The sequence below is a fragment of the Nocardia sp. NPDC058640 genome (assembly GCF_042716995.1).
GTDB lineage: Bacteria > Actinomycetota > Actinomycetes > Mycobacteriales > Mycobacteriaceae > Nocardia.
On record NZ_JBHXRG010000040.1, the window covers coordinates 1 to 14,832 of the forward strand.

Annotated in this window: 18 protein-coding genes; 12 read left to right on the plus strand and 6 right to left on the minus strand. The window is 67.1% G+C overall.

Features of this window, described 5'->3' with window-relative positions:
- The first annotated feature begins 206 nt into the window (after positions 1–206).
- A complete protein-coding gene (locus ACFWU5_RS26555; protein ID WP_379269530.1) occupies positions 207–1,673 on the plus strand; it encodes a CCA tRNA nucleotidyltransferase in 1,467 nt (488 codons plus the stop codon).
- Here the strand turns inward: ACFWU5_RS26555 and ACFWU5_RS26560 are convergent, their stop codons facing one another.
- Positions 1,674–2,489: a hypothetical protein gene (locus ACFWU5_RS26560; RefSeq protein WP_379245316.1), complete on the minus strand. Its 816-nt coding sequence runs from the start codon at positions 2,487–2,489 to the stop codon at positions 1,674–1,676. It abuts the gene before it with no gap.
- Positions 2,490–2,627: 138 nt separating this feature from the next.
- Between ACFWU5_RS26560 and ACFWU5_RS26565 the strand changes: the two genes are divergently transcribed.
- From ACFWU5_RS26565 to ACFWU5_RS26595, 7 genes are all read left to right on the plus strand, one after another.
- Complete coding sequence (locus ACFWU5_RS26565; protein ID WP_379269532.1) at positions 2,628–3,026, plus strand: molybdopterin-binding protein; 399 nt, start codon at positions 2,628–2,630, stop codon at positions 3,024–3,026.
- Complete coding sequence (gene modA, locus ACFWU5_RS26570; protein ID WP_379269534.1) at positions 3,023–3,766, plus strand: molybdate ABC transporter substrate-binding protein; 744 nt, start codon at positions 3,023–3,025, stop codon at positions 3,764–3,766. Before ACFWU5_RS26565 ends, modA begins: the two co-directional genes overlap by 4 nt.
- Positions 3,763–4,593 carry an ABC transporter permease gene (locus ACFWU5_RS26575; RefSeq protein ID WP_379269536.1) on the plus strand — a complete coding sequence of 277 codons (831 nt, stop codon included), beginning with the start codon at positions 3,763–3,765 and terminating at the stop codon, positions 4,591–4,593. Before modA ends, ACFWU5_RS26575 begins: the two co-directional genes overlap by 4 nt.
- Positions 4,594–4,595: 2 nt before the next feature.
- On the plus strand, positions 4,596–5,693 hold the full coding sequence (locus tag ACFWU5_RS26580) for a sulfate/molybdate ABC transporter ATP-binding protein (protein ID WP_379269580.1): 1,098 nt from the start codon (positions 4,596–4,598) through the stop codon (positions 5,691–5,693).
- Positions 5,694–5,754: 61 nt separating this feature from the next.
- Positions 5,755–6,504 carry a LamB/YcsF family protein gene (locus ACFWU5_RS26585; RefSeq protein ID WP_379245324.1) on the plus strand — a complete coding sequence of 250 codons (750 nt, stop codon included), beginning with the start codon at positions 5,755–5,757 and terminating at the stop codon, positions 6,502–6,504.
- A gap of 12 nt (positions 6,505–6,516) precedes the next feature.
- Positions 6,517–7,167 carry an allophanate hydrolase subunit 1 gene (locus ACFWU5_RS26590; RefSeq protein ID WP_379269538.1) on the plus strand — a complete coding sequence of 217 codons (651 nt, stop codon included), beginning with the start codon at positions 6,517–6,519 and terminating at the stop codon, positions 7,165–7,167.
- A gap of 73 nt (positions 7,168–7,240) precedes the next feature.
- The gene (locus ACFWU5_RS26595) at positions 7,241–8,119 is read left to right on the plus strand and encodes a biotin-dependent carboxyltransferase family protein (protein ID WP_379269540.1); all 879 of its coding nucleotides are present in this window, start codon (positions 7,241–7,243) and stop codon (positions 8,117–8,119) included.
- On the opposite strand, the gene ACFWU5_RS26600 is transcribed toward ACFWU5_RS26595, so the two are convergent.
- Positions 8,088–9,611 (minus strand): DUF4185 domain-containing protein, encoded by a 1,524-nt coding sequence (locus ACFWU5_RS26600; RefSeq protein WP_379269542.1) that lies wholly within the window; start codon positions 9,609–9,611, stop codon positions 8,088–8,090. The genes ACFWU5_RS26595 and ACFWU5_RS26600 overlap by 32 nt on opposite strands.
- A gap of 91 nt (positions 9,612–9,702) precedes the next feature.
- On the opposite strand from ACFWU5_RS26600, the gene ACFWU5_RS26605 reads away from it, so the two are divergent.
- Entirely contained in the window at positions 9,703–9,957 is a 255-nt protein-coding gene (locus ACFWU5_RS26605; protein ID WP_379245332.1) for a hypothetical protein, read from the plus strand.
- On the opposite strand, the gene ACFWU5_RS26610 is transcribed toward ACFWU5_RS26605, so the two are convergent.
- On the minus strand, positions 9,932–11,185 hold the full coding sequence (locus tag ACFWU5_RS26610) for an MFS transporter (protein WP_379245468.1): 1,254 nt from the start codon (positions 11,183–11,185) through the stop codon (positions 9,932–9,934). The genes ACFWU5_RS26605 and ACFWU5_RS26610 overlap by 26 nt on opposite strands.
- Positions 11,186–11,435: 250 nt before the next feature.
- On the opposite strand from ACFWU5_RS26610, the gene ACFWU5_RS26615 reads away from it, so the two are divergent.
- Positions 11,436–12,155 (plus strand): pirin family protein, encoded by a 720-nt coding sequence (locus tag ACFWU5_RS26615; RefSeq protein ID WP_379245470.1) that lies wholly within the window; start codon positions 11,436–11,438, stop codon positions 12,153–12,155.
- 2 nt (positions 12,156–12,157) lie between these two features.
- On the opposite strand, the gene ACFWU5_RS26620 is transcribed toward ACFWU5_RS26615, so the two are convergent.
- Positions 12,158–12,688, minus strand: coding sequence for a hypothetical protein (locus tag ACFWU5_RS26620; RefSeq protein ID WP_379245334.1), 531 nt, complete (start codon positions 12,686–12,688; stop codon positions 12,158–12,160).
- A 210-nt stretch (positions 12,689–12,898) separates the two neighbouring features.
- Between ACFWU5_RS26620 and ACFWU5_RS26625 the strand changes: the two genes are divergently transcribed.
- Together ACFWU5_RS26625 and ACFWU5_RS26630 are read left to right on the plus strand one after the other, a co-directional pair.
- Positions 12,899–13,753, plus strand: a complete 855-nt coding sequence (locus ACFWU5_RS26625; protein WP_379269543.1) for a helix-turn-helix domain-containing protein — start codon at positions 12,899–12,901, stop codon at positions 13,751–13,753.
- 10 nt (positions 13,754–13,763) lie between these two features.
- A complete protein-coding gene (locus ACFWU5_RS26630) occupies positions 13,764–14,129 on the plus strand; it encodes a DUF397 domain-containing protein (RefSeq protein WP_379269545.1) in 366 nt (121 codons plus the stop codon).
- 11 nt (positions 14,130–14,140) lie between these two features.
- On the opposite strand, the gene ACFWU5_RS26635 is transcribed toward ACFWU5_RS26630, so the two are convergent.
- Both ACFWU5_RS26635 and ACFWU5_RS26640 read right to left on the minus strand, forming a co-directional pair.
- Positions 14,141–14,548 (minus strand): type II toxin-antitoxin system VapC family toxin, encoded by a 408-nt coding sequence (locus tag ACFWU5_RS26635; RefSeq protein ID WP_379269547.1) that lies wholly within the window; start codon positions 14,546–14,548, stop codon positions 14,141–14,143.
- Entirely contained in the window at positions 14,538–14,777 is a 240-nt protein-coding gene (locus tag ACFWU5_RS26640; RefSeq protein WP_379269549.1) for an antitoxin, read from the minus strand. The genes ACFWU5_RS26635 and ACFWU5_RS26640 overlap by 11 nt, the downstream gene beginning before the upstream one ends.
- Positions 14,778–14,832 lie beyond the last annotated feature (55 nt).

Genomic DNA, 14,832 nt, shown 5'->3' on the forward strand with positions numbered 1-14,832 from the left:
CTGCTTAGCTGTTTTTATTTTTGCGGCACCGGGCGTGCCGCGGGGTTTGCGCCCCTTTGTGTCCCGCAGTTGGTCGAACGATTTTCGTTCCTTCGTCGCAAAAATCGCACTCCCAACTGCGGGACGGGCGCAAACCCTCCGGTGTTGGACCTACATACGGGGCGGTGGGCGCAATCGATTGGACGGGGTCGGTAAAGTCGACATTCGTGGTTTCCCCTGACGTTGTCCCTGATGCTGTGGCGGATCGTCGTGCTCGCCTGCTGGCGGGGGCGGCGGTGACTTTGGGGCAGCTCAGTGATGTTTTGGCGCCGTTGGGGGCGATGTTCGCCGAGCGGGGGCACAGTCTGTATCTGGTCGGCGGCAGCGTGCGGGACGCGGTGTTGGGGCGGCTGGGCAATGATCTGGATTTCACCACCGATGCGCGGCCGGAGGTTGTGCAGGAGTTGATGCGCGGGTGGGCGGATCATCTGTGGGATACCGGCGGCTTGGCGTTCGGGACGGTCAGTGCGGCCAAGGATGATCAGCAGCTCGAGATCACCACGTTCCGCGCCGATACCTACGACCGGGTGTCGCGCAATCCCGAGGTGACCTTCGGTGACACGCTCGACGGCGACCTGGTGCGGCGCGATTTCACGGTGAACGCGATGGCGGTGAAGATCGCCTCGGACGGGTCGTTGGAGTTCGTCGACCCGCTCAACGGCATCGACGCCCTGCTCGCGGGCGTGCTGGATACCCCTGCGCTGCCGCAGGATTCGTTCGACGACGACCCCCTGCGGATGCTGCGTGCCGCGCGCTTCGTGGCCCAGTTGGGTTTCGAGGTGGCGCCGCGGGTGCGGGCGGCGATCATCGACATGGCCGAGCAGATCGACCGGATCACCGCCGAGCGGGTGCGCGCGGAACTGGACAAGCTGATCGGCGCCGACCACCCGATCGACGGCATCAACCTCATGTGCGACACCGGTCTGGCGCAGCGCGTGCTGCCCGAGGTGCCCGCGATGAAGCTCGAGATCGACGAGCACCACCAGCACAAGGATGTGTACCAGCATTCTTTGACGGTGCTGCAGCAGGCGATCGATCAGGAGGACGGCGATCCGGACCTGGTGTTGCGCTGGGCGGCGCTGCTGCACGACATCGGCAAGCCCGACACCAAACGCAACGAGCCCGCGGGCGGGGTGAGCTTCCACCATCACGAGGTGGTCGGCGCGAAGATGGTGCGCAAGCGGATGCGGGCGCTGAAGTACCCGAAGGCGTTCACCGAAGAGGTTGCGCGCCTGGTGTTCCTGCACCTGCGTTTCCACGGGTACGGCAAAGGTCAGTGGACGGATTCGGCGGTGCGCCGGTACGTGACCGACGCCGACGACCTGCTCGATCGGCTGCACAAACTCGTGCGCGCGGATTGCACCACGCGCAACAAGCGTCGCGCGGCAGCGCTGCGTTCGACCTATGACGAGCTCGAGCAGCGGATCGCCGTACTGCGCGAGCAGGAGGATCTGGCGCGGGTGCGCCCGGATCTGGACGGCAACGCGATCATGGAACTGCTCGGTCTGCCGCCGGGTCCGCAGGTGGGTAAGGCGTGGAAGTTCCTGAAGGATCTGCGGCTGGACCGTGGTCCGATGACGCGTGAAGAAGCCGAGGAGGCCCTGCGGGAGTGGTGGGCGCAGCAGCAGTCCTGATCAGAACACGATCAGCGTCGTCCCGGCGATGATGGCGTCGCGTATCTGGGTCAGGTCGAACGAACCGGTGGTCTCGGGCAGTTCGAGCCGGAACTTCACCACGTCACCGCGCCGGTGCGCGTAGTTGATGCTCGCGCGGTTGGGCAGGTCGTCCAGCAGCAGCGCGGGCGCGGGCACCACGCGTTTGGGCAGGCGGATGCCGTACCAACTGGCCCGGTGGACGTCGAGGGTGAGCAGGTTGTCGTAGACCTGACCGTCCACGATCGCGGTCATCTTGCGTGTGCGATGGGTGGCCACGATGCGGCCGCGCTCGTCCAGTCGCACCCGCCAGTCCAGGTTCTGCGCGTCCACCCAGTCCACCAGCGCGCCGATCCCGATGCTGCCCTCGATGTCGAGCTGCTGCACCCGCACTTTGGTCGGCACGCCGGGAATCAACCGCACGCCGTGCGCGATCACGGTGACCGTATCGAACGGATGCGAGTCCCACACCAGGTTCGACAGCACCGTTTTGCTCTGGAAGTGAGCGCCGCGTCTGCGCACCTTGAACGTGTCGAGGGTGGCTGACAGGTCGTGGCCCAGCAGCGTGGCGTCGACTTCCTGGCCGCCGAAGCGGCTGAGAATGCCCTCGCTGAGCACGGTCAGCAGCACGTCGGGCAGCAGCGCGGTGACCGTGCCGGAGCCCAGATCGGCGACGGGATCGGCCCAGGACGTGGTGAAACCGAGCCACTGGTCGATCCAGGAGGGGTCGAGCAGGCGTTTGCCCATGTCGACAGCACCTGCCAGTGACCAGGACTTCGGATCGAAATACGTGGCCATGATGGATTCGAGCGTACTGGGCGCGACCCCCCGTGACCATGAAGTGTGACCGGATTAGGAGACATCACGACCGGTTGGTTCCGAAAATGCGGTGATATTTGCTTGTTGTAGACGAATCTGCGGATCTATCCTGTTCGTGTGGCCTCATTGCGAATCAAGGAAGCGGCCGATCTGCTCGGCGTCAGCGACGACACGGTGCGTCGCTGGATCGACACCGGCACGTTGACGGCGACGAAAGACGCGGCCGGGCGCCTGGTGCTCGACGGCCGGGAACTGGCCGAACATGCCGTCGAGGCGGCGCGCACGCCACAGACCCAGGTGGGTAGTGCCAGTTCGGCACGCAATCGGTTCCCGGGGCTGGTCACGCGGGTGGTGACCGACACGGTGATGGCACAGGTGGAGATGCAATGCGGTCCTTTCACAGTGGTTTCGCTGATGAGCAGCGAAGCAGTGCGCGAGCTGGGTTTGGAGCCGGGCAGCGTCGCGTTGGCGAGCGTGAAGGCCACGACCGTGGTGGTCGAAAAGGCCGCGCCGTGATCCGCCGGGTCGCGCTCGTCGGTGCGCTGGCGGTGCTGGCCGCGAGCTGCTCGAGCGAAACCGCTTCGGACACAGGCGAATCGACTCTGACAGTGTTCGCGGCGGCTTCGCTGAAGAATGTGTTCACGGGACTGGAGAAGGAGTTCGAGTCCGCCAATCCCGGTGTGGACGTGCAGGTTTCGTACGCGGGGTCTTCAGACCTGGCAGCCCAGCTCCAAGCAGGAGCCCCCGCTGACGTTTTCGCCTCCGCCGACCAGCCGACCATGGACAACGTGATCAAAGACGGTCGAATCACCGCGACACCAACAACATTCGCGACCAATATCCTCACACTGGTCACCGCACCGGGAAACCCCAAGGGCATCAACGGAATCAACGACCTCGCCGACGCCACCTTGGTCATCTGCGCCCCCCAGGTCCCGTGCGGTCGCGCGACGAAGAAGGTCGCCGACGCCGCAAACACCACCCTGCACCCCGTCAGCGAGGAATCGTCGGTCGCCGACGTGCTCACCAAGGTGACCTCCGGCCAAGCCGACGCCGGCTTCGTCTACGTCACCGACGCAGCGAGCGCGAAGGTCGGCGTCGTCGCCGTTCCCGAGGCGTCAGTAGCTGTGAACACCTATCCCATTGCGGTAGTGGCAGATTCGAAGCAAGCAGCTACCGCGCAAAAGTTCACGGACCTGGTCACCGGCCCCACGGGTCGTGCCGCGCTCACCGCCGCAGGCTTCGGCGCACCGTGACAGCAGCCGCGGGATTGCCTCGTTGGCTGCTGATCCCTGCCGTGGTGGGCTTCGCCCTGGTGGTGTTGCCCTTGGGTGCGTTGGCCTGGGGCGTCGAGTGGAGCCGGTTCCTGGAACTGGTGACCACCGAAGCATCAAGGGACGCACTGTGGTTGAGCCTGCGAACCGCCACCGCGAGCACGGTGTTGTGCCTGGTATTCGGGGTCCCGATGGCCGCAGTGCTGGCCAGGGCGCGCTGGCGAGGGCTGCCGGTGTTGCGTGCACTTGTGTTGCTGCCCTTGGTATTACCACCGGTGGTCGGCGGCATAGCGCTGCTCTACACCTTCGGTCGACGTGGCCTTTTAGGAGAACACCTCGAAGCAGCGGGCATCCACATCGCCTTCAGCACAACAGCAGTCGTGCTGGCACAAACCTTCGTGGCACTCCCGTTCCTGGTCCTCACCCTCGAAGGAGCCCTGCGCACGGCAGGCAGCCGCTACGAGCAGATCGCCGCGACCCTCGGCGCGGGACCGAGCACCGTCTGGTGGCGGATCACCCTCCCACTGCTGCGCCCCGCGCTGATCTCCGGCGCGGTCCTCGCCTTCGCCCGAGCCCTCGGCGAGTTCGGCGCCACCCTGACCTTCGCGGGCAGCCTCCAGGGCCGCACCCGCACCCTGCCCCTGGAGATCTACCTCCAACGCGAAGCCGACCCCGACGCGGCCGTCGCCCTCTCGGTGGTGCTGATCATCGTCGCGGTGCTGATCGTGCTCCTCGCCTACCGCCGAACAAGCCCCATCCCCGGCACCCAACTGCGCAGCGGCACCCCCGCGCTCAGCGAGGTGAAGTGACCGTGGATTCCGATGGACTTTCGGTGTCAGCCCGGATACCTGCCCGCGACCTCGACATCCACCTCGAAGTAGCCCCCGGCGAAGTACTGGCCGTCCTCGGCCCGAACGGCGCGGGCAAATCCAGCCTCCTACAGGTCATCGCCGGCCTGATCACCCCGGACAAAGGCCACGTCCGACTGGGCTCCCGCACCCTCACCGACACCACGAAAGGCATCGCACTCCCCCCACATCGCCGCGGCGTCTCCCTGCTCGCCCAAGACCCCCTCCTGTTCCCCCACCTCACCGTCCGCGACAACGTCGCCTTCGGCCCCCGAAGCCGAGGCACCACCCACCGCGCCGCCCGAACGATCGCCGACAATTGGCTGAAAGCCGTCGACGCCACCGAATTCGCCGACCGCCCCCCCGCCACCCTCTCCGGCGGCCAAGCCCAACGCGTCGCCCTGGCCCGCGCCCTGGCTGTCGACCCCGACCTGCTCCTGCTCGACGAACCCATGTCCGCCCTCGACGTCGACGTGGCCCCCGCCATGCGCACCCTGCTGCGCGCAGTCCTGCGCGACGAACCCACCCGCTGCGCCGTGCTGGTCACCCACGACATCATCGACGCCATCACCCTCGCCGACCGCCTCGTCATCGTCGAAGCGGGCCGCATCGTCGAAGAAGGCCCGGTCGCCGAGGTGATGTCGCACCCACGCAACCCCTTCGCCGCCCGCATCGCCGGCCTGAACCTGTTGCGCGGCACCGCGTCGAAGCAGCTCACCGAAGGGCCGACACTGGGCACCGTCCAGGTCGACGATTTCGCCGTAGACGGCTGCGTCATCGGCGAACTCCGCCCCGAATCCCCTGCGGCGGCAGTGTTCTCCCCCGCCGCGGTCTCGGTCTTCCGCACCACCCCCGGCGGCAGCCCACGCAACGTCTTCACCGTCGACATCACCGAGATCACCGACCGAGGCGGCATCGTCCGAGTCCGCGGCGACGCACCGCAAGCCCCCGGCCTGTGCGCCGACCTGACCCCCGCCGCCGTCGCCCAACTCCAACTCACCCTCGGGGCGCAGGTCTATTTCGCCGTGAAAGCCACCGAGGTCCGCGTCTACGCCTGCTGACGCGCGGATAACAGTTCGGTTCAGTTCGTTCGTGGTCGATTTGTCGGGGTACATTCCCGGCATGCCGCTGGATCTGAACAGTGACCTGGGCGAAGGCTTCGGCCCGTGGCGGATGGGCGACGACGCCGCCATGCTCGACATCGTGACCAGCGCGAATATCGCGTGCGGTTTCCATGCCGGCGACCCGTCGATCATGCGCCGCACCTGCGAGCTCGCCGTGGCCAAGGGGGTGCGAATAGGCGCCCACGTCGGTTACCGCGACCTGGTCGGTTTCGGCCGCCGCGAGATCGCCCTCTCCCCCGCCGACCTGCGCGACGAGGTGCTCTACCAAATCGGCGCCCTCCAAGCCTTCGCCACGGCCGCGGGCGACCGAGTCCGCTATGTGAAAGCCCACGGCGCGCTCTACCACGCGGCAGCCCGCGATCGCCTCCTCGCCGAAGCCCTGGTGGCCGCCGTGGCCGAGGCCGACCCGAACCTGGCGCTGCTCGGCCCCGCCGGCACGGAGATGGAAACCGCCGCCCACAACCTGCGTTTCGTCGGCGAGGGTTTCGCCGATCGCGCCTACACTGCAACAGGTTCGCTGGCCCCGCGCGGTGTTGCCGGGGCGGTGCTGTCGGTCGACGATGCCGTGGCGCAGGCGATATCTCTTGCGCTGTCAGGGACCGCGCGTACCGTGGACGGTCCCGGTACGGTCGCCGTGTCGGCGGCCAGTGTGTGCGTGCACGGCGACTCTCCGGCAGCCGTGGATATGGCGGGCCGGATCCGGGTGGCGCTGCGCGAAGCCGGAATTCCGGTGCAGCCGTTCAGCTGAAGGGGAGGCACGATGGACTGGAACACGCGGATCCGACCGGCGGGCGACCGCGCCATGCTCATCACCCTCGATGACCCGCGCCCGGTGCAGCGGCTGGCCTCGGCGTTGCGGGTGCACGCCATCGCCGGCGTGGAAGACGTGCTGCCCGCCGCGGAAACCGTGCTGATCACCATGCATTCGGTGAACTACGGCACGCAGGTGCGCCGCGAGTTGATCTCGCTGCTGGACCGGTTGGATCAGCAGCCGCCGCAACCGGATGTTTCCCGTGGAACAGTGGACGAGAACATCGTGGAGATCCCGGTTCGCTACGACGGCGAGGATTTACCCGAGGTCGCCCGGCTGCTGGACCTGTCGATCCCCGAGGTGATCGCGTCGCATACCGGCACCGTCTGGCACTGCGCGTTCGTCGGTTTCGCACCAGGTTTCGGTTATCTCACCTCCCCGGACGGCAGGCTCACGGTGCCGCGTCGAGCCCGCGCGCGCACCGCCATCCCGCCGGGTGCGGTGGCCTTGGCCGCTGGTTACTCGGGGGTATATCCGCGCGGCACGCCGGGCGGCTGGCAGGTGATCGGCACGACCGATCTGCGAATGTGGGTGGTGGACCGCGATCCACCCGCGCTGGTTCGGGCGGGTTCGTCGATTCGGTTCGTCGCGTCCGAGTAAGAGCCGTTTCGGCGGTACAGGCAAGGGCTGCTCAACGATGCGCCGCCTCGACAGCGAATCGGGGAGAGATCGCATGCTGATCTTTATCGAGCGGGTGGGGCCGCTGGCGACGGTGCAGGACCTGGGCAGACAGGGCTGGTTCGATTCCGGCGTCGGTCAGGCGGGTGCCGCGGATCGCGGCTCGTTGCGGCTGGCGAACCGGCTGGTCGGCAATCCGGAGGACGTCGCCGCCATCGAGGTACTACTGGGCGGCCTGGAACTGCGCGCCGACGGCCATCTCACGGTCGCGGTCACCGGCGCACCGGCCCCCGCCACGATCGATGGCACGCCGGTCGGACACGCCAGCGTGCTCGAACTAGACGAGGGCCAGGTGCTGCGATTGGGCCTGGCCACCACTGGTTTGCGCAGTTATGTGGCCGTGCGCGGCGGCATCGACGTGGCCAAAGTGCTCGGTTCCCGCAGCCGCGACACCCTGTCCGGTATCGGCCCCGAACCCCTCCAGATCGGCACCCAGTTACCCGTCGGTCCCCCGCCGCGAACCCTGCCGACCGTGGAATTCGCGCCGGTCCCGCTCCCGCCGGAAGTACTGGAAGTCCGCGCGACCCCCGGCCCGCGCGCCGACTGGTTCACCGACCCCGACCAGTTGTTCCGCGGTTCCTGGACCGTGTCCGCCGACACCGACCGCGTCGGTGCCCGCCTCGATCGCGCCGACGGCCCCCCGCTGATCCGGTCGATCACCCGCGAATTGCCGTCGGAGGGCGTCGCGCTCGGCTCGGTGCAGGTGCCGCCCAGCGGTCAACCGATCGTCTTCCTGGCCGATCACCCGATCACCGGCGGTTATCCGGTGATCGCGGTCGTCCTGGACGCCGATGTGGACCGCGTCGCCCAAGCCCGCCCCGGCGACCGGCTGAAGTTCGTGATCAGCGCGGCGGACGCAGGCGCGCGTGCATGAGGTACACGTTGTAGCTGTCCCACGCCGACATCGTGAAATACAGATCCTGCGCCGTCGACCACGGGTGGATGAAGCCGCCGTACGCCTTCGGATACATCTGGGTCGAAACCAGCGGCACCGCCGAAGTCCACGCACCCTGCGGTTCACCCGCGGTCCGCAACACGATCTGGCTCGCGGCCGAATCGAGGTACACCATCTGCCACTGCTTGCTGTCGGAGTCGAACCGCACCGATAGCTCACTGGCCGTGCCGTGGACCAGCGGCGTCGCCGAATTCTCCGCCGCGGGGGCCCATTTGCCGTCCACCCAGTACTGGTAGGCGGTCTTGTTGAGCACGTCGTCCTTGCGTACCCTGGCCAGCCCGATCACGCCGATCCGGCCGTTGGGCGTGCCGAACATGTACACGTAGTCGCCGTGCGGCACCATCGCCGCCACCTGGAATCGACCCAGCCCGAACATGTTCTCCCAGCGGGCATGCTGATCTTTGGTCCAGGTCTGCCCGCCGTCGTCGGAGTAGGCCAGGCCGCCGTAGTTGGTCAGCCACATGCCCGGGATCTTCGACCAGTGGTTCACCGACATGTAGCTCATGAATTGCCGCTTGCCGAGGGCGAATCCGGAGGTGGGGATGGTGGTGGTTTCCCAGTTCTTGATCTTGCGGCTGCCCAGCAGTTCCGCCGCGTGACAGGCGCTGTCCTGCACCATCGAGTCGATGGTGATGCCGTCGGCCAGGTCCTTGTCGGAGCTGTAGGCCAGCACATTGGATCGCCAATCGGCGGTATCGGCCCCCGCCCCGCCATAAGCCCAGCCCTCGCCGAAGGTGTCGCCGAAAACCATGGCGACCTTGCCCGGTTCGGTTTCCCAGAACAGTCCCAAGTCGGTGCCGTCGACCTGCCAGCGCATGTCGGTCCGGTTGGCCGAACCGTGCCCGGTGACCTGCTCGACCAGGCGCACCGACTCCACCGACGCGGGCATGATCGGCGCACCCAGCGGTCCGGATTCGACCGGCCGGATCACCGGCGCGGGCGCTTCCTGCGCGGGCTCGCCCTCGCCTCCGGGCACCGGAATGGGAATGGGTTCGATCTCCGGATTCAGCCGAATCCTCGGTAGCGCCACCGCGGAACCGGTCGAAGTCTCCTCGACGCGTTCGGGTTCCGGTTCCGGCGTGTCCCGGACCTGCGGACACGGATTCCGGCACGGATCCGACGGCAGCGGAACCTGCGCCACCCGGGTCTGATCGTGCGGCGGATCCGGCACCGGCACGGGCGTCAGTTGCGGTACCCAGATCGGGATGTCGATGGTCGGCGGCAGGGCGGGCAGCGGCGGCGCGGGCGGTGCGGCGGGATCGGGCAGCCGACTGACCGGGTCGAATCCTGTTTCGCCGCAGACGTTCACCGGCGGCGGCGCCCACGGCAGCGGGGCGGCCTGCGCGGGGACAGCGAGGATGGCGCACAGCACCACACCCAACGCGGCAGTTCCGTGCGGTCTTGCGCGCATCTGGCTCCCTCGAATCGGCGTCGACACCGAACACCGTGATCTTGTGCGAACTTACCGGAACCGAATGGGCTCGGGATGCGTCCTAACAGATGTGAACGACATCGAGTACGTCTTCGGAACCGGTGACCCGCTCGCGCACCACTGGTGCGGCCACGCCGATTTGGCCCACAGCAGCCTCGCCGACGCGCTGTGGGTCGATTACGACGCACCCATCGACGACATGCCGTGGAGTGCGGGCGTGTCGTTCGACGATGAACTACTGCCCGATATCCCGCACGCGACCGTCGACCATCGCACCGTGCTGGCGCAGGACCCGCCGGTCAGCGAACGGTTCGACGGGAGTTGAACGCGATGGCCGCGATGCCCACCGCGTACACCGCGGCACCGGCCAGCACCACCCCGATCGACCGTCCGTCGGCCGGGATCACCAGCGCGGTCACCGCGATCGCCAACACGAAGGAAATGTTGAACACCGTGTCCTGCAGGGCGAATACCTGTCCGCGCTGATCGTCGGGAATGTCGATCTGCATGCTCGCGTCGCCGGTCAGTTTGATGGTCTGACCGGCAACGCCGAGGCCGAACGCGCCGACCAGCAGCAACCGGTGCGCGTTGTCCACCGCCGATCCGGTGGCCAGCGCGATCGGGGTCACCAGCGTGAGCTGCACGATCAGCGCGGTCGTCAACCCGAGCAGGACCGTGCGCGGCCTGCCCAGCCGCGGAATCAGGATCGGTGCGGCCAGTGCCGCCACCAGCATGCCCGCCGCGATCACCACGATCACCACCCCGAAACCGACCAGCCCGCCGCTCATCTCGGAGTCGGTCGGCGCCCGCAACACCAACACCATGATCAGCGTGTTCATCCCGAACACGATGCGGTGCGCGCCGATGCCGATCATCGCCGTGGTCACCTGCACCGAATGCCAGACCGCCCGCGCACCCGTACGCAAGCCCGCCGCGATGGCGTGCACGGTGCTCTCGGTGTCGGCCGAACCGCGGTCGGGCCCGAGCACGTGCGGGCGGAACCCGTAGGCCAGCATCGCGCCGACCAGCGAGCCGATCCCCGACAACCCCACCGCCACCGCCGACCCCGCATCCCCCGGGCCGATCAGCGCGATCACCGCCACCGACGCCGCGGCCCCGATCCCCGCGCACGCCGAAGCCACCGTGGCCAGCACCGAATTCATCGGCACCAACCAGCGTTGTTCCAACACCTGCGGCAGCGCCGCCGACACCCCCGCCAGCACGAACCGGCTGACGCCGACCGTGGCCAGCGCAAGGATCAGCAGCGGCGTCTCCCCCACCCCGAAGCACAACCCGATCGCCGCCGCACCGATCAACACCGCCCGCGCGATACTGGCCACCAGCAGCACACTGCGCCGATCCCACCGGTCCAGCAGCGCGCCCGCGTACGGTCCGAGCACCGAATACGGCAGCAGCAGCACCGCGAACCCGGCCGCGATCGCCAACGGGTCGGCCTCGCGTTCGGGATTGAACAGAATCGCGCCCGACAGTGCCGCCTGGAACATCCCGTCGCCGAATTGCGCGATCAGCCGCAACAGGGCCAGGCGCGGCATCCGCGGGTTGTCGCGCACTATCTCGCGGGTGTCGCGCACCAGATGTTTCAGCGAGATCGGCTGCTCATCCGCCGTATTCGAGCCGTCAGGGGGATGGGTCGACACGCCATGACCTTAGTGCCCCCGCGTGCCGCCGCGGTGCGCGCTCACCCCGTGCTCGGTGCATCCTCGCTATCGGTGCCAGAATTGAACCGTGACGCCCTCCTCGACGACACCGCCGCGCATCGAATTACACCGTGGTGGTGACCGGATGAAGACGCGGATCCCGTGGCTGGATTCGAAGCATTCGTTCTCGTTCGGCGAACATTACGACCCCGACAACACCCATCACGGGCTGCTGCTGGTCAACAACGAGGACGTGGTGCTGCCCGGCGAGGGCTTCGACACCCACCCGCATCGCGACATGGAAATCGTCACCTGGGTGCTGGGTGGCAGCCTGGTGCACCAGGATTCGCTGGGCCACAACGGCATCATCTATCCGGGTCTGGCGCAGCGGATGAGCGCGGGGACCGGGATCCTGCACTCGGAGAAGAACGATTCGTGGAGCCTGGACGGGCGCACCCACGACGAGCCGGTGCACTTCGTGCAGATGTGGGTGGTGCCGGACTCCCCCGGCGTCGACCCCGGCTATCAGCAGCTCGAGATCGATGACGAACTCGCGCGCGGCGAGTTGGTGACGGTGGCGTCGGGGCTACCGCGCTATCGCGACCGCACCGCCATCGCGATCAACTCCTCGCACGCGGCGATGCATGTGGCCAGGATGGCGGCCGACAATCCCGGTGTGACGCTGCCGGACGCGCCCTACCTGCATGTTTTCGTCGCGCGCGGGGAGGTCGACGTCGAGGGTGTCGGCACGTTGGCGCAAGGTGACGCCGTGCGGCTGTCGCGTTCGGGCGGTCAGCTGGTTCGTCCGCACGGTGACGCCGAGGTACTGGTCTGGGAGATGCACGCGCGCTTGGGCGGGCAGTGAGCTCAGGCTGATCCCGGCTGCCGCGACAGCGACGCCGACCTGGCGTTGGTCCTGGTAGCGGCGATGATCTGCGCGAAATCCGGGCGGAAATCACCGTCGGGCTGTTGCATCCAGGTGCGATATCCGCTGCGCTCGTCGGCCGGTGACGGCAGCACGATATCGCTGCCGGGCAGCGCGACCGAGGCGCACACCCGGAACAGTTCGGCGAACAGTTCGGTGTCGAGATAGGAATTGTCGACCGGTCCGGTGAGGAAGGTCCAGCGCCCGGAGCGCGGGTGGGCGATGATCGGCCCGCAACGCATGCCGCGGGAGATGAGCAGCCCGCGGACTCGTTCGCCCAGCGTCGACGGCATCACCACCGCCCCGACCGCGCCGATCTCGAGCACGATCCGGCCCAGTGTCGCATCGACCACCCCGTAGAGGCCGTGGTCCTTGCGGTAGCGGCGACAGCGCGCCAAAGCGTCTTGGGTGACCGAGTATTCCTCGGCCGCCGAATACCCGCCCTTGTCCTCATCAGTGCGCAACGTGCTCATCACGACCTCGTCTCCGTCGACGGTGGACTCGATGTAGCTGTGAATTCGCTTGCTCGGAGCTTGGTGCTGCGGTACGAGCGGATGGGGCGGGAAACTTTTTCATAACGGCTGGATGCGAAGGAAAATGGCCGTTCTGTACAGCCTATAGCCGCACAACCGCGCTGACAATAGTCAGTAGCTGGCGTGTCGGTCAGCGTACGATAACTGTTCATGGCTCCCGTTTCGCCGACCGTCGCGCGTTGGGAACTCGTGTTGCGCTTGCGCGAGCTGCGCGAGCAGCGCGGTTTCGATTCGGCCGGTTTCGCCCGCCGGGTTGGTTTCACCCCCGCCAACTGGTCGCATGTGGAAAAGGGCAGGCGGGTACTCACCCGCACCACCATCGAACCTGTTCTCGACGTTCTCGATGTGGCCGGCGACGAACGCGGCGAACTGCTCGCGCTTCTCGAAGCGAGCAAAGAGCGCGGCTGGTGGGCCACAACCGCTGCGGCCCTGATCGGTCCCGAATTGCAGCGGCTGTACGGGATGGAGGCAGGCGCGCAGAGCATCCGCAGCTACGACAGCATGATCGTGCCCGGCCTGCTGCAAACCGAGGCGTACGCCCGCGCCCTGATCAGCGCCGATGTGATGATCCGCCCGGTCCAGGTTGACCAATTAGTCTCGATACGACTGCGTCGCCAACAACGGTTGCACGGCCCCGATCCGCTGGAACTCACCGCCGTCCTCGGCGAGGCCACCCTGCGACAACAAACCGGCGGCACCGAAGTCCTGCGCGAGCAGCTACGCCACCTGGTGAAGCTGGTCCGCGAACTCGACACCGTGGATGTCCGCGTCATCCCGTTCAGCGCCCCCGAAGGTGCCGTTCTCGGCGGTTCCAGCTTCCACCTACTCGACTTCGCAAGCGATCAGCTACCCACCTTCGCCTGGGCCGAAAGCGCCGTCTTCGGCGGTCACGTAGACGACGCCGAACAGGTCCGAGACCTGGGCTTCGCGTACGTGCGCGCCCGCGAGCAATCCCTGTCCCGCACCGAATCTCTCGCCCTGATCAGCGAGTATGCCAGCGTGTAGGATTCGAGCTATGTCCACCACCGCTCGCCGCACCCCGGCCGACCACGGCTGGTTCACCTCGTCACGCTCGAACAACGGCAACCAATGCGTCGAGGTCCGTTTCGTCGAATCCACTGTCCAGATACGAGACAGCAAATTCCGCCGAAACCCGATGAACGCCGGCTCCGAAGAGCCCATCATCACCGTCGACGCAGCCCTGTGGACAACCTTCCTTCGCTGCCTACTGAGCGCGCGCAGACACCCCTCCCTGGTAGCCCACACCGCCCCCGACGGCACCACCACCCTCCGCCACGACAACACCCTCCTCCACTTCACCGCCGAAGAATGGCAAGCCTTCACCGCCGGCGCCCGAGCCAACGAATTCGCCTGCGTCTGAGAGGGATCGAGTCACTCGATCAGTTCGACGCGGCACGGCAATCCGGGGGCTCGGCTCAGCTTGGCATCGCTGGTGAGTAGGGCGATGTCGAGTCGGGCGGCCAGGGCCGCGTAGAGGCCGTCGTAGAAGGTGATGGTGTGGCGTAGTTTCCACGCTTCTTCGGAGAGCCAGCCGTGGTGGGCGTACCGCTGGTCGACCATTGTTGCCAGCATCCGCAACCCGACGGCAGCGGTCGTCGCGTTGATCAGCTCTTTGCGCTCGTGTCTGCGTAGGACGTTGCCTACTTCGGCGTCGATGAGGTGGGGTGCGTGGCAGGTGCTGTTCTCGATCAGTCGGGCAACGGCTGCGCCGACAGCGTCTTTGCGGAGCAGCGCGGTCGATACCGCTGACGCGTCTACTACGTACTCGTCACTCGCCACGGGCGTCTTCCAAGGCGCTCAGGATCGAATCGCGGTCGCCGCCCGGACCTGGATCACGTTCCAGCGATTCCCTGATCGCCGCCATTGCCTCGGTCTTCGAGCGTCGCCGTGCGGCCGCGATCAGCTCTCGCCGCATGTAGGCCTGCAGAGACATTCCCGCAGCTTCCGCGCGCTTGCGGAACACCTCCGCGTCCTCGTCGGGTAGATCTCGAATCTGAATAGTCGCCATGGCGCCATTGTAGCGCTGTAATAGCGCTACTGTACGGGCCTCGGCGCCCTTCGAT